This window comes from Lactococcus protaetiae, assembly GCF_006965445.1.
Classification (GTDB): Bacteria; Bacillota; Bacilli; order Lactobacillales; family Streptococcaceae; genus Lactococcus; species Lactococcus protaetiae.
The window spans coordinates 1,401,292-1,426,968 of record NZ_CP041356.1 but is presented as its reverse complement, the minus strand read 5'-3'; the positions used below and the strand labels follow the sequence as shown (position 1 = coordinate 1,426,968).

The window sequence follows — 25,677 nt, the reverse complement described above, 5'->3', positions numbered from 1 at the left end:
TTTCATTTGAATTCATAGTCGAAGTACTTTTTCATTCCCTGATTTATATCAAATTTTGGTTGATAACCAATAGCTTTTAATTTAGAAATATCACTCACAGAATGTCTAATATCTCCCTCACGATTTTCTAAATAATTTACTTTTATATTTTTTTGGGTTAATACTTGCGATAATTCAATTAATTCGTTTAAGGTACTTTGACTACCAGTCCCAACATTGTACACTTCTCCTAGAGACTCCTCAGATGTAGCAATTAATATTAATGCTTGGATAACGTCTTCAATATAGACAAAATCTCTTGCCTGTTCCCCATCTCCAAAAATATTCAATTCTGTCAAATTTTTCAATCTATCCACAAGTATAGAAATAAAACCAGAGTATGGAGAATTTGGGTTTTGCTTTGGACCATATACATTAAAAAATCTCGTACAACTTGTTGGAATTCCATATAGAGTATTATAAATTGTAATCCATCGTTCAGATGAAAATTTATCAATTGCATATGGAGTTAATGGGAGAATAGGAGACTCTTCTCTTTTAGGTAGCCTTTTTTCATTACCATACACCGCTGCGGAAGAAGAAAATACCAACCTCTTTAAATTTTTAGGGTGTTTTACTAAATATTCTAATAGTATCAATGTACTGTCAAAATTAACCTCATGTGTTTCTAATGGTTTAGCAATAGATGCAGCAACAGAAGCAACAGCGGCTAAATGAAAAATATAATCAAATTTATATTCTTTTAAAATTTTGGTCATTAACTCTTTATCAGTCACAGAACCTTTAATTGTTATAAGATTAGTAGATGGAATTAAATTTTCAAACCTTCCCATTGATAAATCATCAACAACAATTACCTTATTATTGTATTTTAAAAGAACGTTTGCCAAAGAAGAACCAATAAACCCTGCTCCTCCAGTAATAAATATTTTACTCGAATGAATCATTTTTATTTTGCATCTCCGCTTCTTTTATCGCATTTACAAGGGGAAGATATTTATTTTCAAATTTAATTGGGAGAATTTCTTGATCAATTACTTCCTCTACAGCCTTCATTATCTCGTTACTATCAAAGCTTTCATCAATAAATCTAATATTTTTATAGTCTTTCAACCAGTCTTTATAAGTCATTCTTATTTTAGAGTTATAATTATCAAACACAACACATGGAGTGCCTGTTATAACTGAAAAGATCATTCCATGCAAACGATCTGTAATTACTATTCGAGCATTACGAAACTCATCCCATTTTTCATTTACTATTTCCACACGTGTCTTTCTTGTCACAATTTCAGAAATTGTAGTATCAGAAATATGCACATTCTTGTATTTCTGAGACAAACTTTTAATCAAGGTAGTTTCGTCAGCGTATGTTAACACCTTCTCTGAATCTTTTCTCATACAAAACAGGATATTTTTTCTTTTATTGTGTAGCTCACTATGAAGACTAAATACTATATCAGGTACCAAAATAACTGTATTTTTAGAAAAAATTTGTTCAAATTTTTCTTTACTTTTACTCTCTCTAGCTGTTATTATCAAATTTTTTCCAGCTCTATCGTAAACATCTTGTGAACTTTTCAACTCTTTAAAGGATTGATTAGTACTAGTAAATGTAGCGGATTGTGGGAAAAAAACTATCTTTTTATTTGGAAAATTACTTAAAACTGCCCTTGTACCAATCTCAGCATCCAAATATAAATCACCTACACTACCACCACCATGAAGCATTATTAAATCTTCCGAATCAACTATCCTTTTTATATATTTTATACTTCTTGAAATTATTGGAACAGGTACTTCAAACACTCTATACTTTGGAAAATGCTTCTTTAAAAATTCAAGTTCAGCTATAACTATCGCTTGGTCTCCCAAGTTACCCGAATGAGGTGTACCAAAGAGAAAAATTTTCTTTCCATCATAACGATATTTATCGTATCTAGCATTATATTTTAACGATTTGATATAAATCCGAACTCTTATTGGAATAAATTTTTTTAATATTTTTTTTAGTATTTTTAACAAATTTTACCTCATTCGTTTATAACCATGTTATATAAGGAACGATTTCATCAATTCCTTTTTTGAGTTGAATAACATAGGCAAAGAAAATAATAACAAAGAATAGAGAAAATATGACAACTCTCGCCTGCTTGTTTTTTTTAAAAAGAGCACTCACTTTATCTATAATTATCGGGAAACAGATAATCCCTAGTATTGAGAAATACCATAACATACGAATTATAAGTACATTTTTAAAAAAGATTATTGATAACAACAAACTTATTGAATATGATAAAATAATTTTTATCTCAACACTTGTTAATTGGAGATTGTAAGAATTGATTACATATAAAAAAACCAAAAATAAGCATAATAAAAATAGATAATAAATAACAATCATCCCCGTGCCTTGCGTAGGAATTGTACTTAGAAATTGCTGATTTGAATATATGCTATACTGAGGAAAGATTATATAAAATAAGCTTATTATTCTATTATATAAAAGAGAAATAACAATAATAATTACAAAGAACATAAAAATATTTTTTCTTGTCCATTTGACTACAACAATAGGAATAAAAATTAAACTTAAAATTGCTGTAGAATGGATACCTATAGCAAGGACTGTAAGCAAAATATACTGCATCCACTTTTTATTTAAAATAAACAGGAAAGCATTCGCAATTAATCCCACAGCAATATATTGCCGAGCACCATTCAAGCTATCTCCATAAAAATACATACCAACAAATAAAAAGGTGGAATATAAGCTGTGAACACCACTTCTATAGATAAAAATACCAATTAAAGAACAAATTACCAGAGAATTTGCTATAGTAATAGCATAGGGATTTTGTGAAACAAGCCCTACAATGTGTGAATAAGTAACATAGACAGGGTATCTAGTATCGGGGGTGTACCCATTGATTGTGCTTTCGAAGATATTTTGATAATTAGCTACATCTGATCCTACTGTGTTTGCCCTCAGGCTTGCAATAACCGCTAAAAAAGAAAAAGAACATATCAAAAATAACTTTCTATTTTTGATTATCGGATTATGAAAAGCCAAATAAATTAATCCTATAATAGGAAAAATTAGAAAATAAATAAACATTTATCAATTCCTTTTTACAATTCTTTGACTATAGATATTAAAAATATATCGAAAAACTGGCTGACCAAAATAAGAGGAAATGACTCCAAGCTTTACTTTACTATTCTCAATTTCAAAAATTTTTAATTTTTTTCGGACATTTTTCATTCCATTCCATAGTCTTTCTCTTTCTTCTTGATACTTATCTGTTTTATCAGGTATTTGTCTATAGATTGTTGAATAAGCAGCAAAAATCCTCCCATAAAAAATACTCTGAATTTCAAAATTTTTAGGTAGAAATTCCGAAATTAATCTCTCTCCAACGATTAATACATCCATCTTTCTTTGATTAAAGTCTTCATGTAACAAACTATTATCTCGCTGATAATAATAATAATCTCTGACATTACAAAATGAGATTTTATTAGCTTGTTCCAATAACAGAGGAACTGTTGCCAAATCTTCAAAAGAAAGTCCTTTAGGAAATTTAATTTTATTAAAATATATCCGTGGATAAAGCTTTGCACAGGCAGTTGTTTCAAAATTTCCTTGATTAAACACCTGTTTTAATCCCTCGCGTTTTGACAAGATGATAATATCATCCTTTGCGGAACTAATCTCTTTGAAATCGATTTTCTCATTTTCATATGTTAGGTACCAAGAGACACAAGAAATGTCTGCACCTTTTAAAATTCCTTGATATAAATGTTTAACATAATTTTCACTTACCGAATCATCCCCATCAATCAAAGTGATATAATCACCCGTTGAAAATTTTATTCCTTCATTACGTGCATCACTCAATCCGCCATTTTCTTTTTGAAGAATTCTAATACGATTATCCAATGTTTTAAGAACTTCTAAATTTTTTAATGTATCATCAGTACTTCCATCATCAACCAATATTATCTCAATATTTTTGTATGTTTGGTTTATAACCGAGAGAACACACTCCATCACATAATCAGCTATATTATAACAAGGAATAATAACACTTATTAGAGGATTACTCATTTTTTATTTCTTTCATTTTAATAGTTCTTGCGTTGTTTTTTCAATAAATTTATCCATTGAAAAATTGTCAAGAAATGTTTGTCTAATGTTTTCATCAGAATTTTTTTGTTGCCATGCTTTAAATTTGGAAAAGTCTTCCTCAATATTTTGGCTCCCCAACTCGAAAAGATGTCCATTTTTATTAGGTAAGACTACTTCATTGTTACCAATCACATTACTGACAAACAATGGTACACCAACTCTTATTGATTCCATTAATGAATAAGGTAATCCTTCATACAATGAAGTTGACATATAGGCATCAAAAGATGCCGCAAGTATGGCAGAATCATCTCGATAACCTAAAAACGAAATATAAGAGTCAATTCCTAAGCGTTTAGCATAATTTTTAACTTCATCTTCTAGTGGTCCATCTCCAATCCAAACAAAATGTATATCTGGATATTTTTTTAATAACTTTACTGCTATGTCCATAAATAAAATGGGATTTTTTTGTTCTGATAATCTACTAATAGTCCCAATAATATAAGCATTTATCGGGAAGTTTTCTTTCTGTCGGATTTTTTCTTTATTTGGAAGTGACATATCTTTCATTGCATTTTTAATAATTAAAAACTTATCTTCCCTATCTAGCCCAACACTGATTGCCGCTTCTTTTTCTCCTTCTGATTCTACAATTGTTTTTGTCGTTGCATACCTACTCAGGAATTTTTCTATTGTAATGAATAGATACTTTTGTTTTTTAGAAAATTCACCCTTTGACATAAACGAATAAGCCAAAGGATTATAATAAACTCTATTAATTTTATTTCTTTTAGCCGCTAAACGCCCAAGAACTCCTGCCTTTGAAGACAAACAATAAACGATATCAGGCTTATTTTCCCTCATCCACTGATTAATTTTACGAAAAGCTGATAAATCTTTTTTTAAATTAATTTCTCTAGTCATTTCTTCTATCGGAATATATACAACATGTTTATTTAAAAAAATACTTTTAATAAATGCAGAATCAGCAAATTTAGGATTATATATAAGATTGATTTGAAAAATCGCCTCGTCTAAGTTCTCTACTAAATCACGTACATATTTACTCGCACCAGCTATTTCTGACTGTATGATAATTACTAAATTTTTTTTATTCATATTTTCTTCCGATGAGCCTTGATTGAACTCAATAGGCATCTGCTCCATGAATTGCCTGATAAATTGTCATTAAGATTATAGATAAATCTATTCGAAAACCATGAATCTTCAAATAGTGGAGTTCTAAGTCTGCTCGTTCTGGAAAAAGAATTTTACTCCGACCATGCGTTGTCCAATAGCCCGTAATTCCTGGTTTACAGGCAAGGAGATAGGGAAGTTTTTCACCATACTCTTCTGCCTCAAAAAGGAGAATTGGTCTTGGACCTACTAAACTCATATCTCCTTTTAAAACATTTATAAATTGCGGAAGTTCATCAATGGACTTGTTTCTAATAAATGCTCCAATTTTTGTGACTCTCGGATCACGCTCTAATTTGTTTCCATTATCATGATAAAGTTTATTGATTTCTGGGTGAGTATTAAGATACTCCTCAGCATTCATTATCATTGTTCGAAATTTTAAAATATAAAAGACTTCACCATGATATCCATATCTTTTTTGCCTATATATCATCGGCCCCTTATCTTTTTCGTTGGACAAAAGATAAGGCATAAATAGAATGACTGCCACAATTAAAAAGAGAAAACTACCAACCATACCACCTACAATATCTATGATTCGCTTAAAAAACAGCTCACGATACGTAAAAGGCCTGAAGGCTATTAAATCTTTAACAAGCAAATCCTTTGAATATTCATCAGGAGGTCTGTGATGAATGTTTAACTCCAATTTTTTCTCCTTATTTGTTGTAATGACGATAGTCTAAAACAATCCTAAAAACCTTTTATTTTTTATTTTAGAAGGAACGGCGGGATAAATAACTTTATCCTCAATCACTCGACCTGCATTTATCTTATATTCATCTGCGACTGCTTGTCCATACTTATTTTTAATAATCTCAAAAGCTTCTTTCATCTTGAATGCTCTTGAAGTTATATTATGTGCATCAGATGCTACAAAATGCGTAAGATTATTCTCAATCATTTGGAAAGTTAACTTCTGGATTTTTTTACCAAAATGACCAGTGATACTTGAAGCTGTGACTTGCGATAGTACACCTTGATTTACAAAATTATAAAGTAATTCTGGATTATTTATTATTCCTGAATTTCTTTCAGGATGTACTAGAATAGGTTGTAAACCTTGTAATGCCATATCATAAAAAAGATGTTCGGCATATTTAGGAACATGATTGCTTGGGAATTCAACGAGCATATATCGTGTGCTATCCGCTGATGTAACAAGTTTTCCCGCATTATAATCCGCGACTAAATCACCATAGATTCGAACTTCTTGACCAGCAAGAAGTTGAATAGGAAGATTATTTTTTGTAATAATTTTCTCAATCTCTTTTACTTTCTCTAAGATGATTTGACGCTCATTATTATATTCAGGATTGTGATGTGGTGTCGCCGTGATAACTGTGATTCCTTCTGCAATCGCAGCCTGAAGCATTTTCAGGGTATCTTCTACTGTTTTTGCACCATCATCGATATTAGGTAAAACATGACAATGTAAATCAATCATAAAGATTCCTTAATTTTCTATACTCCATAGTAATAATAGGCAGTATCTTCTGACTCATATTGAGTAAGTACACATCCAAGCACATTAGCTTGAACATGCTCAAGCAACCTCTTAGCTCTAGATAATTCTTCTTTTTTAGTTTGATTTGCACATGCTGCAACAACAACTCCATCAATAATACGACTGAGTATTTGTGCATCCGTAACACTGACCACTGGTGGTGCATCTACCAGAACAACATCAAAGTTACGACTAGCCGTAGCAATCAAATCTTTCATTATCTGAGAACTCAATAATTCTGAAGGGTTAGGTGGTATGGGACCAGAGGTAAGAATGGCCAGATTCTTTGCAATTCGAGTTCCTTGCAGTGCCGTGTCCAATGACGCTTGTCTGGTTAGAACGTTCGTCAGACCTATTTTGTTATCCACTCTAAATGTAAGATGTGTTGTCGGTTTACGTAAATCTGCATCAATCAACAAGACTTTTTTTCCTTGTTGAGCAAAAACTACCGCTAAATTTGCAATAAGAGTGGACTTCCCTGCGCTTGCTTCTGCTGAGGTGACCAATAGTGTCCGAAGATTATTATCAACCATCATGAATTCGATATTTGTACGAATAGTACGATATTGCTCCGAAATTGGAGACTGTGGATTGACACTTGATATAACTAGACGGTTACTATCTACTTCGAGTTTTTTCTTTGACATGTGATTACTCCCTATTTTTGACGATTCAAATTTTCTCTAACGTCCTCTTCTCGTTCTTGATGGATTTTGGGCTCTTGTATTCTCCGCTTGAGCAATCTTTGAACTATTAAAATCTTTTGCTTTAGCAAATGCTGTTGTACCAAGTAGAGTAAGACCTATTACCTCTACATCTTGTTCGGTAACTATTTTATTATTGAAAGCCTCACGAATAAGTGCTAAACCAAGTCCCAAAATGAGACCTATTATTACAGAAATACCAATATAAAGTAAAGGCCTAGGACTAACTGGTGTGGTATTGACTGTGGCCCCTGCTAAAACACTAACATTTGTAATATTCAAAATATTTTGAGCGTTACTACTGAATACTTTTGCTGTTTCATCGGCAATCTTCTGAGCCGTATAGGGATTATTATATCTAACCGTTATATTAATAACCTGGGAATTTGTCGCATTTGTTGCTGTTACATGCTCTAAAAGACTAGTGTTGAGGTTTAAGTTGTTTTTGACCTTATCAAGAATTGCCGGACTAACAATAACTTGATTGATTGTATTAACCATCTGAATATTTCCTGTTACTTGACCTGCATAAACACTTGAACTATCTGAAGTTGGCAACTTTGCTACTAACTGAGTTGAGGCCGTATATACTGGACTTGCAATAAAAAACGTATAAACAGCTCCAAAACATCCAACAATTACCACACTCATGATAATCATGAGCAATCGTTTTCGGAAAATTGATAAAATCCCCCTTAAATCTACAACTCCCTCATTTGACTCCTTCATAAGTTCCCCTCTTTTTTTAAATTATTATTTATTATTTATTATAAATTCTAAATACTCTGTCCATTGTATTTTACTTTAATTTAACCTATTTTTCAAGAATGTATTTTGGATTTATTCTTTCGTTAATACCTCGCTTATTTCATTATAACCTTAATTCTAAAAAATACTGGTTATTTTAACTATTTTCAATGATTCTTACCTTATCCTTATTTTCTTTTTTCAATAGAAAAGCAAGTCCAAATAAACCTAATCCTATAATACAAGCTAATGTATCCTGCACCTCTCCTGTTTTTGGTAAAGTACCTTTTTCTTTTGTAGTATTTTTTATTTGTGAAGAAGGATTTCTTAAAGGGAGATCTACGCTTGATTTTGGATAAATATAGACCTTGTTCAACTCAGTTTTCTCCGAATCCCAGATAGGCAAATCAATAAGGAAAGGTTGAGCTGGGGCATTTAGATGTTGAGTTGGATTAGGAAGTTCTTCTACGATATAAAAACCATCAGATAATTTTATATTAGCGACACCTGTTATATTAGTTTTTATTTCAAAAATTTTACCTTTTCTTGCATAAGTTTCTGGCTTTTTCAGAGAAATCTTTGTAAAATCGTTTATTTTTGGAAAAATCTGTTGAATACGATAATGAATGTCCGCCACGGGAGATAACTCATTATTAAAGTTGTCTGTTGGAATATTATTAATCTTCAATCCACTATTTTGAGTATCTTTTTTACAAAATCCTGTTGCTCCTTGGGAGAGACCATACTTAATAATGATGAGTTGTTGAGTATGACTACTATCTGCTAGTACAGATGGCGTTACCCCTAAAACCAATAAAAGGAAAATAGAAGTTGCCACAATGAATTTTAATTTTTGCATTACCTTTCTTCCTTTTTGATCTTTTATCTATTAGTTTTAGTCTTAGTTTTCTTCAGCATCTTACCTGTGATAAGTACACAATATTCAGAGTCAAATGAGCTACTCAAGGTTATAATATTTGCTCTATGTAGAGGTACTACTCTCACTTTATTACTTTGCTTTTGGATATTTACGATTTGGAAGTTTTTCTTCCGAAGAAGTCTACGAATGTAAAATTGGTCTCCGACAGATAATGTTTCTATCGCCTCCACAGAATTCATCACTACTTTACCTGTGTGTTCGGGTAGAACTATTGGTTCTTGGCGATGAAGCGATAAGATTTCGATATGATCAATTCTACTATTTGCTCTCCTTACTCTTTTACCATGATAAATCAGTGCAGCATTCAAATGTATTTTGGGTACCCAAAGTCTTCCTAAATGCCCTAATGAAAGTAATATCATATCTAAAAGCCAATAAATAAGATAACTTAATCCAAGAATTGCTAAAAGCGCCGAAAATAAAATGACCCAAAAATCGTATCCATATTTATTGCGTTGAATACTTTCATTAGGGATTTTTTCACTATAAGGGACACGTTGTCCTGTCACTAGGAGTCTTTCATTATTAATCCCTGTCGGATAACATGTTACTAGAGTTACTAAATCTTTCCCTTTTACAATACTAAGACTAGAAATCTGATTGGGCTTAACAATTTTTATATTATCAATCTGATATTTCAAATTTTGATTTAATACGTGAATATAGAACACATCACCAAGTTTAAGTTTATCCAAATCAGTGAATAGTGAATCGTTTACTCTCCCTGAGTGAGCTGGGAGTACTGCGTGAGTGCTTTTTCCACCAATTGGAAGTGAAGTTTGAGGTAAATGTCCAATGCCTCCTGCAAGAATTTCCTCGGTAGCACCATGATAGATAGGAAGGTTTTTTAGTTTAATCTGTGGTATGCTAAGATAACCCATCATCCCTGTTTTATCCACTTCTAGCGCTTGATTATATTGTGGAATCTGCCCACTCCAAGGGATTAGATTTGCCTTATCATAGATATATTCATTATATTTTTTGGCATAAGAAAGTTGTTGTTCTTGCTTTTCTTTTGATTCATTATAATAAGTTTTTTTATAGTTTTGAATGGACTGAGTCATCTGCTTTCCAGTAAGATAGTTTGACACAATCGGATAAAATAATACTATAATCGCTAAGAAAAACAGAATCGTGCTTACTATATTACGAAAAGAGGTTCTCTTTTTGGCGTTTTTTTCTTTCCTTTTCGCCATTAAGTGAACCTCCTTCATTATCTATTTATTTATCTTTAAGTTCTTTTAGAACATCAATATCAGCTTAAAATTCACTCACTTTATCTCCGTGACGTTTGCGAATAACCACACCTCCTACGGTAAGCGTTCCGGCGAGAATGATAACACCAATAATTCCTTTTCCCCCTGTAAATGGAAGTGCAAAAGGTTTACTATTTTGTATGAGATTTTGCACAGGATTTGTGCTGACATTCATACTATTTGTAGGCCCGAAAACATTAGCGCCTGTACTAGGGTTTGGAAGTTGATAGCCCGTTGGAGCTTTTACTTCAACTGCATAATAATTCCCTGAGGCTCCTGTGTTGGATTGCCCTTGTGTTGTTTTTGATGAATTACCGCTACCTGACAAATCTAAACCTGTGAAAGAAAGAGTCCCATCTGTTGTACTGGATACCGCAGAAACTGGTGTCATCGTTGCTCCGCTTGCATCTACTGCTCCTGAGCTATTTCCTAAAACAAGAGCGGCTCCAGTACTGCTATCTGTGATTTGTTTCATCGGAATCGTATTATCAAATGATGCTGCATTATCTCTTACTAATTTTTGTGCGTCTGCCCAGCTCGCTGCATTAATCAAGACGAAAGTTGCGCCATTGGTTACGTTTTTAATTGGTGAATTATCAGTATCCACCTTTTCAATATCCAATCCACCAACATTTAACGTTGAAGATGCTGTAGTATTTCCCGCACTCCCTGTCGTTAGAGTGGTACCAAAAGCATTAGTAACATTTGTTGTTACTAGGTTCATCGCTGACCCCACTGCAGTTGTGGGAACCGTTGTAGCAACTTGAATATTGAGCGTTCCTGAAACTTGTCCCACTGGTGTTCCTGTTGCTGCTGCAATCTGATTAGCAATATCAACTTGACCTTGTGAAGTTAAAGCAATCGTTATTGTTTTACCATCTGTTGATGTTGCTGTATAATCTGTATTGGCTTTCAAGGATAATAATAAATCTTTTCCAGCATCATCGCCAGTTGTGAGAACAATAGATGGGATAGTTACATCATCTGTCACATCTCCAGTCAAATTATTATTAAGTGTCGCAAGTTGTTGTTTTGTAGATGAATCTGTAGGAAGAATATCTGTAATACTATAACTTCCTGTAATATAGCTATTCCCTGATGAATCAGTATATGAAGTAGATGTTGTTGAACCGTCTGCTGCATTTGTTACTTGTGATGCATCAAAACTTGTGTTTAAGTTAAAAGAAACTTGGTTCCCGCCCGCTGCTGTTGTGGTATTACCAGTATCAGATACACTTAAATCTGTCAAATCTGATTGATTGGATGTTGGTGTATTCAATGCACCGGCTTTAGCGCTTGTAGCTGGACTTAAATCGTTTGGTGTAGCTGTATTGTTATTCAGTGTATTTGTTACAGCATCCTCAGCATTTGTGACTGCTGTATTTTGAGTATTCATTGTTGTTGTGAGGTCGAGTTTCGGATAAACATTTGTGACTGCTCCTGGACTTGTAGGGCTCGTAGCACTTCCTGTGTTTCCATCTACATTCACAATAAAAGGTTGGATCTCATATACACCACCAACTTTTGTTTCTTGTTGAACAAGATAATAGCCATTAGGTAAGCTGCTCAATGTAGCAACTCCATTACTATTTGTAGTGGCATCATAAGGGACGCCGCTATTCACTGAATTATTGATAACATATCCTGCACCAGTAGTTGAGGTTGTCCCATCCGAAGCTATCGTTGGTGCAACCATATTTGCTGCTGTCTTACCATTTGCTGTATCTGGTGTGATGGGGGTAGCGGAGAAAGTAACATTTGCCATTGTGCTATTTGCGTCCAATGCACTTTGGTCAGAACCATCATTGGTTGTACCAGAAGTGTTTCCCTGTCCTCCCGCACCAGAGGTTTGACCGATATTAGTATTCCCTGTTTGTGTTCCATCATTGGTCATTTGTGGTGCAGCAGACTGAGCATTAATAATTATCTCACCCGATGAAGCAGCAAAAGCTGCCGTTGTAGTCAGTAACACACCTCCTAGAGTCGTTATCGTCAATAAAGTTACACATGACAGCGCAACGTTACGGTTAAGTGACTTAACTGTGGGTAATTTCATATTCTTCTCCTTTTTATACAAACCATTCTTTACGATTAGTTTACAAAAATATTCTATTTTTTGCAATTGTTAAAAGATAATCGAAATAGTCTTTTATTATATAATAAAAATCTATTTTACTTGTTTTTTACACAAAATATTAATTAGATTCAGTAAAAGCCGTATTAAATAATAGATTATTTTGATTAATAATAAAGTAAAAAACAGCTAATTTATCCTATTAAAATAAAAATTTTACTCTATTTTTACCTATAATAGTCAAAAATATAATCGTAAACAAAAGGAAATAATTCATATTTTTTGATATAATCTTATCAGCTATAGATTAGCTAATTCATTTTTGAAAGAATATGTTTATAATGACTAAAGATACTAAAAAAATTATTGTTCGTACTTTACTGGAAATAGCAGCGCAACATGGTAGTCTTACTATTGAGGAAGTTTCACGTCGTTCAAATATCACAAGAAATACTATTCAAAGAAATTTTAATAACGAGGGAATAAAAGGTATCGTTGACTATATCAATGGTAATATTGTTCAGGAAATTAATAATCAAATTTTTAGACATCAACCTGATGAACTACCACTGGAAATATTTGCTGATATTTTATTGTCTGTAATGTGGGAGCACCGAGATGAAGCACACATCATTTATACTTCTGATTTGCCATTCAAGCCTGCTTCTCAGACTGTAGAGCTTTCATTTTCTTGGCTGGGAGATCGTTATGAGCGATTGGTTAAAGAACATAGGCTTGCTCCAATATTTACGGCAAAAGAGCTTGTTAGATTTTACAATACTTATATCTATGCTCTTTTGTCTCTTTGGTTAAGCTCTGACGTTCCTGTTGAACCTAGTGTTTTTAAACCTAAATTTTTATATCTTATGAAAATTTCTATGTATGATTTGATTTATAAGGGGATTGGACATTAGAATAACAAAAAAACCAATTCTTTTAGAACTGGTTTTTTTGTTATTCTTACTAGTTTTTTATCAAAGCAAGTGCTGCTTTGAATTTCGTCCGACTAAATTCAGTGGCGAGTTGAAACTCCCACTGAATAAGTCTTGACTTCATCAAGCAAAGAATATTTTGAAAACTGTGGCTGCAATAACTGCACCAATAATTGTTGCGACAACTGGTACCCATGCGTACCACCATTTTGCATCTTTATCTTGACCAACGATTGATTTTGGCATAAAGCTATAAACTAAACGTGGTCCAAAGTCACGCGCAGGATTTAGTGCTGCACCTGTTGCACCACCAAAAGCTGTAACCAACCCAACAAACATCAAACCAATTGCAAGCGCTCCAACCATTTTTGACGATGAAGCTCCTGAAACTGATGCCCAAATTTGGCTTACTGTATCGCTAGAATTGATGTTTGCTCCTTGTTTTTGAGCATAGTCAGTCATCCATTTTATACCTTCGGCACCAAAGAAATTGGTTGTAAAGCTGAGGATACCAAATACGAATACAAACATCCCAATAACTTCATTCACAAAACCATTTAAGATAGCTTTACCACGACTTTTACCATCATCCAAAGCATTTGTTGTCGCAAATGCTCCAAGAGAGATTGCAGCATCGTTTGTTTTAGCAAAGTATTCCTTGTAAATTGCAACGACTAGCAATTGACCTACAATAGCACCAATTAATTGTGCTAAGATATATTGTGCGACATGCGCCCAAGGGAAAAGCCCAGCTGATGCAAGACCAAGAGTAATTGCTGGGTTAATGTGCGCTCCTGAGATATTTGCGAAAGCAAGAACAGGGACTAAGATAGCAATTCCGTATCCCCATGCAATGGCTAAGCCACCCATTCCCTCATTTTTAGAGCCTTTTAAAGTTACTCCTGCAATTGTACCATTACCAAGCAAAACAAGGAGCATTGTCCCCAAGCCTTCGGCAAGATACTTTGTCATCCATGAAACATCCATAATTAAATAAGTTCCTTTCTTGTTATAACATAAATAAAAGATGTCAACGTTACCAGTTTATCATAGTTTTCTTAACTTATGCTAATGATATGACCTAAAATTTAAATATTTTTTTATCAAAGCAAGTGCGTGCTAATACTCCGACCTCTTAGGTAGGAGTATTAGCAGCACTATCTCCGCTTTGCTACGCTGTCCATCCTCGCTAAGGTGCTGAAGCACCTAGTCGGAATGGCAAGCCTTGAATTTCGTCCGACTGCCATAGGGCGTTGGCGCTTTTAGCGCCTAGGCTTCTTGGACAAGGTGACCTCATATCGAAGATGTGAGGTTGTACCTTAAATTCAGTGGTGAGTTGAAACTCCCACTGAATAAGTCTTGAATTTGTTTAGTCTGATTCATGTTTTTCTTTTTCAAAATCTTTTTCTACAAAATATCCTGAAAGCCAGATAGAAAATAAAATTCCAAGCATTCCTAAAAGCATCGCAGCAACATCTGCCATTAACAATTTTGAGTTAAAAATCTCTGCCCAACTATATTGAAGTCGTACAAACCAGAGAATTAATCCAACAGTTGCACCTAAAACACCGAAAAATAGTGTATTGACTGCTGTTCCTAATATTTGTTGAGAAATAATGACTCGTTGATTTTTAAATTGTTCAATTGTCATGAATTCATCTTGCTCAATGACTTCATACAAACTTGCTGTCAGTGCCATTGCAGATTCGGCAACAGCTCCAAGCATTGAAATTACCATAACTACAATAGCAACATTTGAGAAATTTAGTCCAACAGTTAGTGAGAGATTTTCTAATTCATCAACATCTTCTGCTGCAAAACCTTGAAATTGTCCAATATGCTGAACAAATACTGCTAATACCATAAGACTTAAAACAACAATGACGCTTGTCTTAAAAGCGATGACTGTCATCTCATTTTCATCTGATGACATGAAAATTGCAAAAGCTAAAATGATTACGGATAAAATAACCAAGACCAAGAGTGCATTGAATCCCAAGAAATCAAGGTAATGAGTACAAAAATCATACCAAAATTTATCAGTAAGCCCATTAGATTTCGCACACCGTCTTTTCTGGCAACCAAGAGCATCAGTACAACCAAAATAATTAATAAAACAAGGAGAGAGTTCATGATTGAATCTCCTTTCGTTCACTATATTTTACTAACCCTATACTTGTTACAAAAGCTGTAATTGGTACTGCTAGAACGATTCCAATTGCTGATATTACTGTTTGAAGCAAACCTAGATTAAGTCCGATGGTTGCAATATATCCCCATGTATTCCCATTTCTGAGAAGGAGCAAAGTCATAGGCAGAGCTTCTGCCATAAAAATCATAAAGAGGACATTTGTTAGCGTTCCTATAATTTCTTGACCTATTGAAATGCCTGATTTTATATAATCAGTTCTTGTCATATTGATATTATTCAGTTCATTTTGTCTAGCTAGACCAAAAAGTCCTGCAACAATGTCGCCTGTGCCGTCCATAATTGCACCAAGAACGGAAATCATCGTTCCTACAAAGAAAAATTCGGATGGATTTTGTGTGACGTACTCCAAATACTCAAAGTGAACTCCTGTATTTCCTGTCAGGTTTAAAACGGTTAACGTGAGGGCAAAAGTGAGTAAAGTCGTCAGAATAGTGGTTATAAAAGTATAAAACATCTGACGTGTTGCTCCCAAAACAAAAAATAAGGAAGAAACTGCAAATATTACTGATAATCCACCAAATAATGCAAGCACTGGAGGATTGAACTCAACATTTAATCCAATAACAATGACAAAATACACTAGATTTAAAATCAGTGATAAAATCAGAAAAATAGAGGATTTAAAGCGTTGAAAACTAATTAAGAAACCGATAAACAAAGTGATTAAGGCAGCAATCAAAGCATCTCTTTTTAGAGTGGAAAGTTGATAATTTCCACCTATTTTTTTTAGGATTACTTGTTGCCCCTTACGATAAATCTGACCTGTTGTTTGCGACTCAGTTACTGTATTTTTTAGGGTCAGTTTTTGGTGATTATTGTTTAACAGTTTAATGGTTAATTTTTGTGTGATTTCTCGGTCTTTGTTTTGAAAATCGTCTGATGTTTCTTGAATATTTGTGGTGGTTACTTTTACAATTCTCCCAACAGGCATTTGATAGATAAAACTGTCATTATCAACAATAACAAAAACAAATACACTGATTAGAATTGGTAGCAGTATTTTTTTTGTAATGAATTTTATGTTCATATTTTTATATTAGTTTAAAGAGCTCAAGTCGGAGAAAAAAGGCTAAAACAATTTTGTTTTTAGCCTTAATTCTCTTTGCATTTTTAAGTTGATTTAGGCTTTTATTTCTGCTACTTCTTGTTCAGATTCAATAGTTTGTAGTTCTGCAAGTGTTTGCTTGGAGTTACCAAAAGTTAAAAATTGATAACGTTTCCCAGCATAGCTACATTCAAAGCCAAATTTTGTCGTCCTGACTGCTGTGATGTACTTCAAATCAATGCTTTTCATTTTTACACGGGAAATGTTGTGAAGTGCAAATGTTTATCTGAGATGAAGAAACGATGTGGCCAAATCAAAACGATAAAAGCAATGTAGGAAATAATTGCTAAAGCAGTCAGAAACCAATTTCCCTTCTTGTCAAGTTCGTAGAAAATAACTCTTTCAAAGCTTAAAATGATGATTGTCCAGAGCCAAGCCAATCGATGATTGAGCGAAACTGGAAGAAAATATCCTGTTTTCATTGATTCCTCTCTTAATAAGTCTAACTTAGTAGGTGCGTGCATAAGTCTTTCTTTTGAAGTGATTACTTCATCAGTGGACGATTCTTTCTCTCCCACTGATGTTAGGGTACAACCTCTAGGTGTAACAACTAAGCGACCTGTACGCAGCTGAAGCTGCAACAGTCTGCTTAACATCAAAGATATGAGGTCACACCTCCGCTTTGCTACGCTGTCGATTTCGCTAAAGCGCCAAGACCCTAGGGCAGTAGAACGAAAGCAAAGCTTAGTGTTGCTAGCCCCTCCACCTAAAATAGGTGGGGGTTAGCAGACACTTGCTTGGTTAAATATTGACTAAGTAGCACATTCTACCACTACTAGTCGGAGAAAAAATCTCCGACTAATAATGTAATTACTTCAAAACTCTATTCTGCTCAGGTTGACAGTTTCTTATGTTTAATCTTTCACTTTTGTTTTATCCTGTCCGTCCTTGACTTGCGGAATGTCAGTCGTATAATCAGGTAATGTTGATTTACCTTGATTTTGACTAAGTAAGCTGTTTGATTTTGCAGAAAGATCTTCGTTCTCTTTCTTCAGCCTACTTTCTGTTGGCTTAACTGCATAGTTATACTCTTTAGGATTAACTGGAGTAAAGCCTTCGGGCGTGTAGAACCTAAGTAGATTTTGATTATTCACTTTATCAGATGCTGATAGCAACTCTGCTACTTTTTCTTTTGTCGACTTGACGTAAGCCTCCTGTGCAGGAGTTAGCTTATCAATCTGCAAACCAGTTTGAGTGTCGTAATAATAACGACTATTCAAGCTTGGTAAGGTAATGGTTGGAGTAACAAAGCCACCATTTCGCAGTGCGACATAGTCTTGTCTTCCAGATGCAAACATATCTTGACCAAACTGAACGTACTTTTGAGTATTAATACCAAGTAAATGTTCTAGGGTTGGCATCACATCAATCTCACCAGTGTAAGTGTTTATGATATGTCCATCTGTCCGACCAGGGATATCTACCATGAATGGTGTACGTTGTAACATTGTATTATCAAAACTATTGAAATCATCTGAAGTGTAACCAATATACGGAGCCAAAGCTTTCAAATCTGAACCAGACACACCGTAATGGTCACCATAGAGTACAATAATTGATTTTTCATATAAACCTGATTTTTTCAGATAGTCAAAGAATTGTTGTACGGCTTGGTCAAGGTAATGTGCTGTTTCAAAATATCCATCAACAAGTTTATCCCCTGAATCTACGGTGGCAAAATTTGGGTCACGGTCTTCGTCATCCATTGTATAAGTCAAATGGTTAGTTACTGTCAGATATTTAATATAAAACGGCTGTTGCATTTGTTCAAGCAATGGTACTGAATCTCGGAATAGGAGTTTATCTTTAATCCCCCAAGGACTCATATTTGAAGCTGAATTATCGAAGAAACTTTGATCAAAGAAATTTTGATAACCCATTTGTTTGTAGGTATTTAGACGATTGTAGAAGGCTCCGACATTTCCGTGAACAACGGCTGAGCTATAACCATCCGTTTGATTTAGAATTGCTGGCATCGCTTGGAAAGTCTGTGTTGAGCCATATTTCGCAAAGAGTGAGCCTGCTGGCAAACCAAAGGTTGAAGTTTCTAGCATATTTTCTGCATCTGATGTTTTCCCTTGTCCAACTTGGTTAAAGAAATTACTAAATGCATAAACAGAGTTCGAATGATAAAGTGAGTTCAGGAACGGTGTAACAACGTGTTCTTTACCATCTGTTCCCTTAATTTTTAAGTCAATCAAATCTTGTTGGAAAGATTCAAGGTGAATCTCAATTACGTTTCTGTTTTTAGCAATACCAAACATTTTGGCATTTGGTGCAAGATAACGATTAGAAGCAATATATTTTTGAATTTGGTCTAATGTCTCTTTACTAGCATCTTTACGCTGTGAGTTTGCAAGGTGAGTGTAATAACCATCCGTCAGCATCCATGGACCTAAGCCAAGATAACGGACAACATATGTTTTATCCGATTGGGCACGACGTAAAATCAATTGATGTTTGTTAAAATCACCAAACCAGAAGTTTAATCCAAAAAGTGCAAGCCCCATTGACATGAAAGTAAAGGCACGTTTAGCGCCTACTGGTCTATTATCCAACTTGACCTTTTTAGCAATAACTAAAACAATAAGTACAACAAGGTCAATCCAATAAACCCAGTCCATCAAATGCACAGGAATCGAGCCAAAATCAAAGCCGTGTTGGAACATTCCTGCTCCACCTGTCATTGTATCAATTGTTATAAAATCGGTGAATTCTCGATAATAGAGAACATTGAGATAGAGTAGAAAGCTTGCTGCGATACTTAAAATAAGTGTTGCCAAATAAAAGATTGATGTTCTCCTAATGAATAGTAGAACGGCAAAGCAAGTTGCAGTAAACCCGATTGGGTTAATAATCATTAGTAAAAATTCGGCTGGACCTACGCCTCGGAGATTGAAAACTCCAAAGTAGGCAATCATTGATTTAACCCAAACGAAAAATACAATAAAACTAAGCAAGCCAACACGAGTGTTGAACGCAGATAGTAGTTTTTTCAATTTTGTAACTCCAAAACTAATTTCTTTTTTGTGTGGAAACGTGCTAGACTAATTTTTTAAATATCTCATTTTGTATCCGCGAAATATTTTTTAATAAATCAATATAGATAGAAAACCGTTGAATGTGTTTCATAGCTTATTACTCCATCTATCGTCAGGAAAACTCCAGTTTTTCCAATAATTTTTCACAGAAAATTAAGGGTAGATTGGAATTAAATGTTGACTTTAAGCTTATGTTAAAGTATAGCCTATGATGAAGAAAATAAAATTTTGAAACAAATTTATTGTTTTTAGATTGCCTAAATTATATGCTATTTAGCTATTTTAGGCAAATCATATACAATATTTACACAAAAATTTAGAATTAAATATACCATATTAAGTTTAACGAAATCTTAAGTTAGATTCTAACACTATTTAAGCTTCATTAATTAGGACTTTTAATCGTAATAATGAGATATTTTAGTGAAAGATAATTCCCACTATTAAAATCTTATCAAGTTTTTATCAAAACAAGAGCGTGCTATCTCCGCCCTTCGGGCTACGCTGTCCATTCGCTCTACCTCCGCTTTGCTTCGCTGTCGATTCTCGCTACGGCACGAACGTGCCTAGTCGAAGTCGCAACTCGCTAAAACGATAAGGCGGAATGGCAATCTTTGAATTTCGTCCGACTGCCCTAGGGCGTTAGTACTTTGCGACTCGACTTGTGGCTTTAGCCACTTAGCGAGAACCATTGCGACTTGGTGCTTCAGCACCGTAGCGAGCATGGATATCCGTGGTGTGGACAGCGCAGTGAAACGGAGATAGAGCGAATGGATAACGAAGCGAAGCGGAGGTGTGATCTCACATCGAAGATGTTAAGCAGACTGTTGCAGCTTTAGCTGCGTACAGGTCGCTTAGTTGTTACACCTAGAGGTTGTGCCCTAAATTCAGTGGTGAGTTTCCCTTTTATCAGTCGCTTTGCCTTTTGCTCTTGCTGTTTTAGCAGCTAGCTTCGCATGACCATTGGCTGTAAGGCACTAAAGTGCCAACGCCAAATGGCAATCAAACGGACAGCGTAGCGCAGCGAAGATAGCGACTAGAAAAAATGGACAAATGTTTTACGAAACTCCTACTGAATAAGTCTTTGCTCATGTAGAACTAATATAAAACGTTAACGCCAAAAGTAAATGAATTGTTTAATGTTCTTTTTGCTCAATTTTCAAGCTTGACAGAGATAACTTTGGATACCCCTGCGTCTGCCATGGTGATGCCATACATACTTCCTGCTGCTGCCATTGTCCCGCGTCTATGTGTCACTACAATAAATTGATTGCTATTATCAAAATGATTCATATAGTCGCCAAAACGCTTGACATTAGCTTCATCAAGTGCAGCCTCTACTTCATCAAGTACAACGAAAGGTACTGTGCGGACACGCAAAATCGCAAAGATGAGAGCAAGTGCCGTCAGTGCTTTTTCTCCGCCTGACATCAAATTTAGGCTTGATAATTTTTTACCTGGTGGTTGAACTTTGATTTCGACTCCTGCCTCAAGTAAATTGTCGCTTGTCAATTCAAGGTCGGCTTGACCTCCTGCGAACATCTGTGAGAAAGTCATTTTAAAGCTCTCACGAATAGCGTCAAATGTTGATTTGAAACGAATTTTAACTTCGTCATTCATGTCATCAATTGTTGAAAGAAGTAAATTTTTTGCCTCTAGCAAATCATCTTTTTGACTTGATAGGAAAATAAATCTTTCGTTGACTTCCTCAAATTGAGCAATCGCATCTAGATTGATTGGACCAAGTGCACGAATCTGACGCTCAAGCTGTTTGAGTTCTTGTTCTGCACTTACTAAGTTTTCCAACTGAACAGCAGTATCTTGCGCTTCTTCAAAACTCATCTGATGTTCAGTATTGAGCGTTTCTTGAAGTGTCATCAAACGTTGCTCTGACTGTTCAAGCTGCATTTCATAACGCGTTTTTTGTGTACTCAGATTTTGACTTTGTTGGATAAAGTCCTGATTGTGCTGCTCCAAATCTTCCATTTGCGCTGATAGGTCTTCGCGTTCAAATTTGAGACTGACCATTTTGACATTGAGCTCGCCGAGCTTTTGTTCTGTTGTTTGGAGTTGGTTAGCAAAAAGTTTTCGCTCTTTTTCATCAAATTTTACTGGGTTCAAACTTGCTTGTAACTGCGTTTTTTCTTCTGTCAGTGCTGACAAATCTGTCAGTAGTCGTTTTTCATCGTTTTTGCTAAAGCGCAATTCACTTGTAACCTCTGAAAGACGAAGCTGTGTTTCTGAACTTGCTTGCGTTTTTTCCGATTGTAAGGCTTTATGAGCTTGACTATTAGATTTGAGTTGGTCAATTTGTTGCTCAATTTCTGATTTACGTTCAGAAATTTTTGTAAGCATTGAATCCGCTACTTGACTTTGTTGAGTCAATGTTGACAGAGTTTCTGATGTATTTTTACTGACAGAAAGTTCTGTCAGTGCTGACAAGGTTGATTTTTGAGATTTTAGTTGCTCAATTGTCATGAGTAGCGTCTTTTCCTCAAAACGTTTTTCTTCACCTTGTGCTTTTAGAGTAGCAAGTTGTTGTTCTAACTCTAGTCTTTCTTTTTGAGCTTTTTGAACTGTTTTTTCTGCTTGCTTTAGCTGAGTTTCTAATGTCAAGATTTGCCCATTTAACGCATCAATCTCTACATTACTGAAAGTCGTTGTATTACGTTTTCCAGCTCCGCCGGCGTAAGATCCGCCTGGATTAATTTGTGTGCCATCAAGCGTTACAATCCTTACAGTATAGCTCATGCTCCTAGCAATCGCTGTCGCATTCTCTGCTGTGTCCACAATGACCGTTGTCCCCAAAAGTGAACTCAGCGCTTTTTGTAAACGTGGTTCAAAGTGTACTAGATTTATTGCTAAATCAATAAATCCTTTTTGTCCAGAAATTCTCGAAAGACCGTTAAATTCGCGAGATTTAATCGTTGTTAAAGGCAAAAATGTCGCACGCCCTAAGCGTTTTTCGCGCAAAAAAGCAATGGCACGTTTCGCGGCATTTTCATCTTCAGTAATGATATTTTGACTACCTCCACCAAGTGCAATGTCAATTGCTGTGGTGTACTTACTATCGAAACTCAATACATCTGCTACAACACCAATGATACCGCCAATTTTATCTTGATTTTGCATCACACTGCGCACACCAGCAAATAGATTACTGTGACTATCACGGATATTCTGCAATGAAGTCAAGCGCGCTTTTTGTTGATTCAACTCTTGCAATCGGTCATACATTTCATTTTGTGCATAGCGCTCTTGTTCTTCGTATTGTTTTTTTATGATTGACTGATTTTCATACTGCTCTAAAAGTTGGCTGATTTCATTTTTTAACTGTTCGTAAATTTTTTCAGACTGATCTAGCTCAGCAGATACTTTTTCAAATTTAGCAAGATTTTCTTTTGTTGATTCATCTTGTTCTGACTGCTTTCTCGTCAAGTTTTCGATTTCAGCTTTATTTCGAACAATAATATTTGATTGCTCCGCTTCTTGCCCTACTAAAGTGACAAACTCATCACGAAGACGCTCAATGACGGTCTCAGGTGCTTCTGACAAAGATTCCAACTCTACTGACAGCGCCTCAAGCGTAAGCTCAAGTTTTGTCTTTTCTTCTAAAAGAAGTTTTTGCTTTTCTGTCAGTACTGACAGTTCTTCTTCCATTGCTGTCAGCCTGTCTATCAGTTGTTTCAAACGGTTTTCACGCTCTAGTGCCGTTTTTTCAGAAGAATCTTTCTGCACATCAAAAAGTTCAATTTTTCTTGTCAAATCTGCTTTTAAGCCTGATAATGTCATCTGTTCATTTCGACATTGTTCTTGCTCTTGTTCGACTTCGATACGACGTTTTCTAAGTTCTGACAGTTCATCGTCATAGACTTTTTTACGTTCTGTCAATCCTGTCAGCACTGACAGAACTTCTGTCAGTTGATTTCGAGTTTCATCATACTTTTCTTTCTCAAAAAGGAGTTGACCAACTAGCACAGAGAGCGAAAGTTCACTGCGATTGGCTTCCAATTCACGAAAGCGCAGAGCAACGTCTCGTTGAGCCTGTAGGGGAACAAGCTGGCCGTTTAATTCAAAAATAATATCCTCTAAACGGTCTAAATTATCCTGAGTAGCTGTTAGTTTTGACTCTGTTTCTATTCTTCGATTTTTGTACTTCAAAACACCTGCAGCTTCTTCAAAAATCGCACGGCGCTCTTCTGGTTTAGAATTGAAAACAGATTCAATCCGCCCCTGAGAAATAATGGATAAGCTGTCACGCCCCAATCCAGTATCTGTAAACAGGTCATGAATATCACGCAAACGACATTTTTTACCATTAATCAAAAATTCTGAATCACCATTTCGATACAAACGACGTGTGATTACGACCTCATCGTCTTCATCGTGTCCCACTAAATAATCATCTGTATTATCAAAATGAGCAATCACTTCTGCATAGTTGAGTGCTCTTCTTTTCTCTGTTCCTGCAAAAATAACATCAGGCATCTTCCCGCCACGCAGCGATTTTGCAGATTGTTCACCAAGAACCCAACGTAAACTTTCTACAATATTGGACTTGCCAGAACCATTTGGCCCAACAACTGCTGTTATTCCTTTATCAAATTCAATTTTTGTTCGATCGGCAAATGATTTGAAGCCGACAATTTCCATTTTTTTTAGATACATTTTTATAAAAAGCTCCACTTTTTAAAGTACACTATTAATTGTACCTCCACTGCACGATCAGAATTCTCAGTTTTGGGTAGTCCGCATAGAAATGAATTAGTGGTTGCTTTGTCCTTTTATCGCATTTTCTGCCGCTTTTTGTTCAGCGACTTTTTTTGATTTTCCCATTCCTCGTCCAAGTTCTGAACCATTATTGTAAACGGCAGCAACAAATGAACGGTCATGTGCCGGTCCTTCTTCTGAAAGGATTTTGTATGAAATCAGCGCGTCGCCACCTGTTTGCAAAATTTCTTGTAGCTCTGTCTTATAGTCAATGATTTTAACATAATCATCAGCTTTCACATGAGGAATCACGACACGATTAATAAACTGACGTACTTCATCCATCCCTTTATCCAAAAAAAGCGCGCCTAAAAAGGCTTCGAACAAATTTTCAAGAGTTGTTTCACGACTTCTACCGCCCATTTTTTCTTCACCATGTCCTAAACGTAAAAATTCACCAAATCCACAATTACGTGCAAAATTTGCTAAAGATTCCGTCCGAACAATACTCGACCTCATTTTCGACAACTCTCCTTCAAGTTTTTCCGGATAAGTACGATAAAGATAGTCTGAGATAACAAGTGACAAAGCCACGTCTCCCAAAAATTCCAAACGTTCATTGTTTGCAATCTTTGGGAGCCGTTCTTCATTAGTAAATGAAGAATGGGTAAAAGCTGTTTTCAGCAATTCTTCATCAGAAAAGCTAATCCCAAAATCATTTTTTAATTTTTCTTGAAGCTTACGCATAAAGCCCCTCCATTTATACAGCAGTATTTTCCCTAGCAATATTTTGCTTCAAAATACTCATTTATACAATTTCAACTTTTTGTCTCTTTCGAGAGGTCTATGATGACTTTTACAGTTGAGATGCTACGTCAATTCAAGCAGCACTTTTACCAAACTTTGGTAAAGTCAATCGCTAACAACCAACCCTACAATAAATATAATGTGTATATTTGCAGTTTGTCTACTTATTATTCTTAGAAAAATTAAAGATAAACTTATATAAAAAATACATCATTGCTACATGGTCTATACTTACCACAATGCTGGTGCTAAAAGCTTAACGATGACTAGTAGAAATTTTATCGAAATAAGTGCGTGCTAACTTTGA

The 25,677-nt window shown here is 35.0% G+C and carries 20 protein-coding genes and 1 pseudogene; 1 reads left to right on the top strand and 20 read right to left on the bottom strand.

Features of this window, described 5'->3' with window-relative positions:
• Positions 1-2 precede the first annotated feature (2 nt).
• The 12 genes from FLP15_RS06935 to FLP15_RS06880 all read right to left on the bottom strand — a co-directional run bounded on the left by FLP15_RS06935 (position 3) and on the right by FLP15_RS06880 (position 12,545).
• Complete coding sequence (locus tag FLP15_RS06935; RefSeq protein ID WP_142766508.1) at positions 3-947, bottom strand: NAD-dependent epimerase/dehydratase family protein; 945 nt, start codon at positions 945-947, stop codon at positions 3-5.
• The gene (locus tag FLP15_RS06930) at positions 931-2,025 is read right to left on the bottom strand and encodes a polysaccharide pyruvyl transferase family protein (protein WP_142766507.1); all 1,095 of its coding nucleotides are present in this window, start codon (positions 2,023-2,025) and stop codon (positions 931-933) included. Before FLP15_RS06930 ends, FLP15_RS06935 begins: the two co-directional genes overlap by 17 nt.
• Before the next feature lie 16 nt (positions 2,026-2,041).
• Complete coding sequence (locus FLP15_RS06925; RefSeq protein ID WP_120771369.1) at positions 2,042-3,118, bottom strand: EpsG family protein; 1,077 nt, start codon at positions 3,116-3,118, stop codon at positions 2,042-2,044.
• A 3-nt stretch (positions 3,119-3,121) separates the two neighbouring features.
• Positions 3,122-4,111: a glycosyltransferase family 2 protein gene (locus FLP15_RS06920; protein WP_142766506.1), complete on the bottom strand. Its 990-nt coding sequence runs from the start codon at positions 4,109-4,111 to the stop codon at positions 3,122-3,124.
• Positions 4,112-4,123: 12 nt separating this feature from the next.
• Positions 4,124-5,254, bottom strand: coding sequence for a glycosyltransferase (locus tag FLP15_RS06915; protein WP_190288261.1), 1,131 nt, complete (start codon positions 5,252-5,254; stop codon positions 4,124-4,126).
• A 28-nt stretch (positions 5,255-5,282) separates the two neighbouring features.
• Positions 5,283-5,984, bottom strand: a complete 702-nt coding sequence (locus tag FLP15_RS06910; RefSeq protein WP_223804571.1) for a sugar transferase — start codon at positions 5,982-5,984, stop codon at positions 5,283-5,285.
• Positions 5,985-6,017: 33 nt separating this feature from the next.
• Positions 6,018-6,782: a tyrosine-protein phosphatase gene (locus tag FLP15_RS06905; RefSeq protein ID WP_142766504.1), complete on the bottom strand. Its 765-nt coding sequence runs from the start codon at positions 6,780-6,782 to the stop codon at positions 6,018-6,020.
• A 17-nt stretch (positions 6,783-6,799) separates the two neighbouring features.
• Positions 6,800-7,489 (bottom strand): CpsD/CapB family tyrosine-protein kinase, encoded by a 690-nt coding sequence (locus FLP15_RS06900; protein WP_142766503.1) that lies wholly within the window; start codon positions 7,487-7,489, stop codon positions 6,800-6,802.
• Between the two features lie 36 nt (positions 7,490-7,525).
• A complete protein-coding gene (locus FLP15_RS06895; RefSeq protein ID WP_142766502.1) occupies positions 7,526-8,275 on the bottom strand; it encodes a Wzz/FepE/Etk N-terminal domain-containing protein in 750 nt (249 codons plus the stop codon).
• 175 nt (positions 8,276-8,450) lie between these two features.
• On the bottom strand, positions 8,451-9,152 hold the full coding sequence (locus tag FLP15_RS06890) for a pilin N-terminal domain-containing protein (RefSeq protein WP_142766501.1): 702 nt from the start codon (positions 9,150-9,152) through the stop codon (positions 8,451-8,453).
• Positions 9,153-9,175: 23 nt separating this feature from the next.
• A complete protein-coding gene (locus tag FLP15_RS06885) occupies positions 9,176-10,429 on the bottom strand; it encodes a class C sortase (RefSeq protein ID WP_142766500.1) in 1,254 nt (417 codons plus the stop codon).
• 64 nt (positions 10,430-10,493) lie between these two features.
• On the bottom strand, positions 10,494-12,545 hold the full coding sequence (locus tag FLP15_RS06880) for a beta strand repeat-containing protein (protein ID WP_142766499.1): 2,052 nt from the start codon (positions 12,543-12,545) through the stop codon (positions 10,494-10,496).
• A 359-nt stretch (positions 12,546-12,904) separates the two neighbouring features.
• Here FLP15_RS06880 and FLP15_RS06875 point away from each other — a divergent pair, with 359 nt between their 5' ends.
• Positions 12,905-13,477: a helix-turn-helix domain-containing protein gene (locus FLP15_RS06875; RefSeq protein ID WP_142766498.1), complete on the top strand. Its 573-nt coding sequence runs from the start codon at positions 12,905-12,907 to the stop codon at positions 13,475-13,477.
• A 141-nt stretch (positions 13,478-13,618) separates the two neighbouring features.
• Here the strand turns inward: FLP15_RS06875 and FLP15_RS06870 are convergent, their stop codons facing one another.
• From FLP15_RS06870 to rnc, 8 genes and pseudogenes are all read right to left on the bottom strand, one after another.
• Positions 13,619-14,482: an MIP/aquaporin family protein gene (locus FLP15_RS06870; RefSeq protein WP_142766497.1), complete on the bottom strand. Its 864-nt coding sequence runs from the start codon at positions 14,480-14,482 to the stop codon at positions 13,619-13,621.
• A 382-nt stretch (positions 14,483-14,864) separates the two neighbouring features.
• A pseudogene (locus FLP15_RS06865) lies at positions 14,865-15,628 on the bottom strand (YibE/F family protein).
• Positions 15,625-16,734, bottom strand: coding sequence for a YibE/F family protein (locus FLP15_RS06860; protein WP_142766496.1), 1,110 nt, complete (start codon positions 16,732-16,734; stop codon positions 15,625-15,627). The pseudogene FLP15_RS06865 and the gene FLP15_RS06860 overlap by 4 nt, the downstream one beginning before the upstream one ends.
• 93 nt (positions 16,735-16,827) lie before the next feature.
• Positions 16,828-17,001 (bottom strand): hypothetical protein, encoded by a 174-nt coding sequence (locus FLP15_RS13095; protein WP_223804570.1) that lies wholly within the window; start codon positions 16,999-17,001, stop codon positions 16,828-16,830.
• Positions 17,002-17,003: 2 nt separating this feature from the next.
• On the bottom strand, positions 17,004-17,330 hold the full coding sequence (locus FLP15_RS13090) for a hypothetical protein (RefSeq protein WP_223804569.1): 327 nt from the start codon (positions 17,328-17,330) through the stop codon (positions 17,004-17,006).
• Positions 17,331-17,666: 336 nt separating this feature from the next.
• On the bottom strand, positions 17,667-19,811 hold the full coding sequence (locus FLP15_RS06850; protein WP_190288260.1) for an LTA synthase family protein: 2,145 nt from the start codon (positions 19,809-19,811) through the stop codon (positions 17,667-17,669).
• 1,194 nt (positions 19,812-21,005) lie between these two features.
• A complete protein-coding gene (gene smc, locus FLP15_RS06845; RefSeq protein ID WP_142766494.1) occupies positions 21,006-24,521 on the bottom strand; it encodes a chromosome segregation protein SMC in 3,516 nt (1,171 codons plus the stop codon).
• A 96-nt stretch (positions 24,522-24,617) separates the two neighbouring features.
• Positions 24,618-25,310 (bottom strand): ribonuclease III, encoded by a 693-nt coding sequence (rnc, locus tag FLP15_RS06840; RefSeq protein WP_120771355.1) that lies wholly within the window; start codon positions 25,308-25,310, stop codon positions 24,618-24,620.
• Between the last annotated feature and the right edge of the window lie 367 nt (positions 25,311-25,677).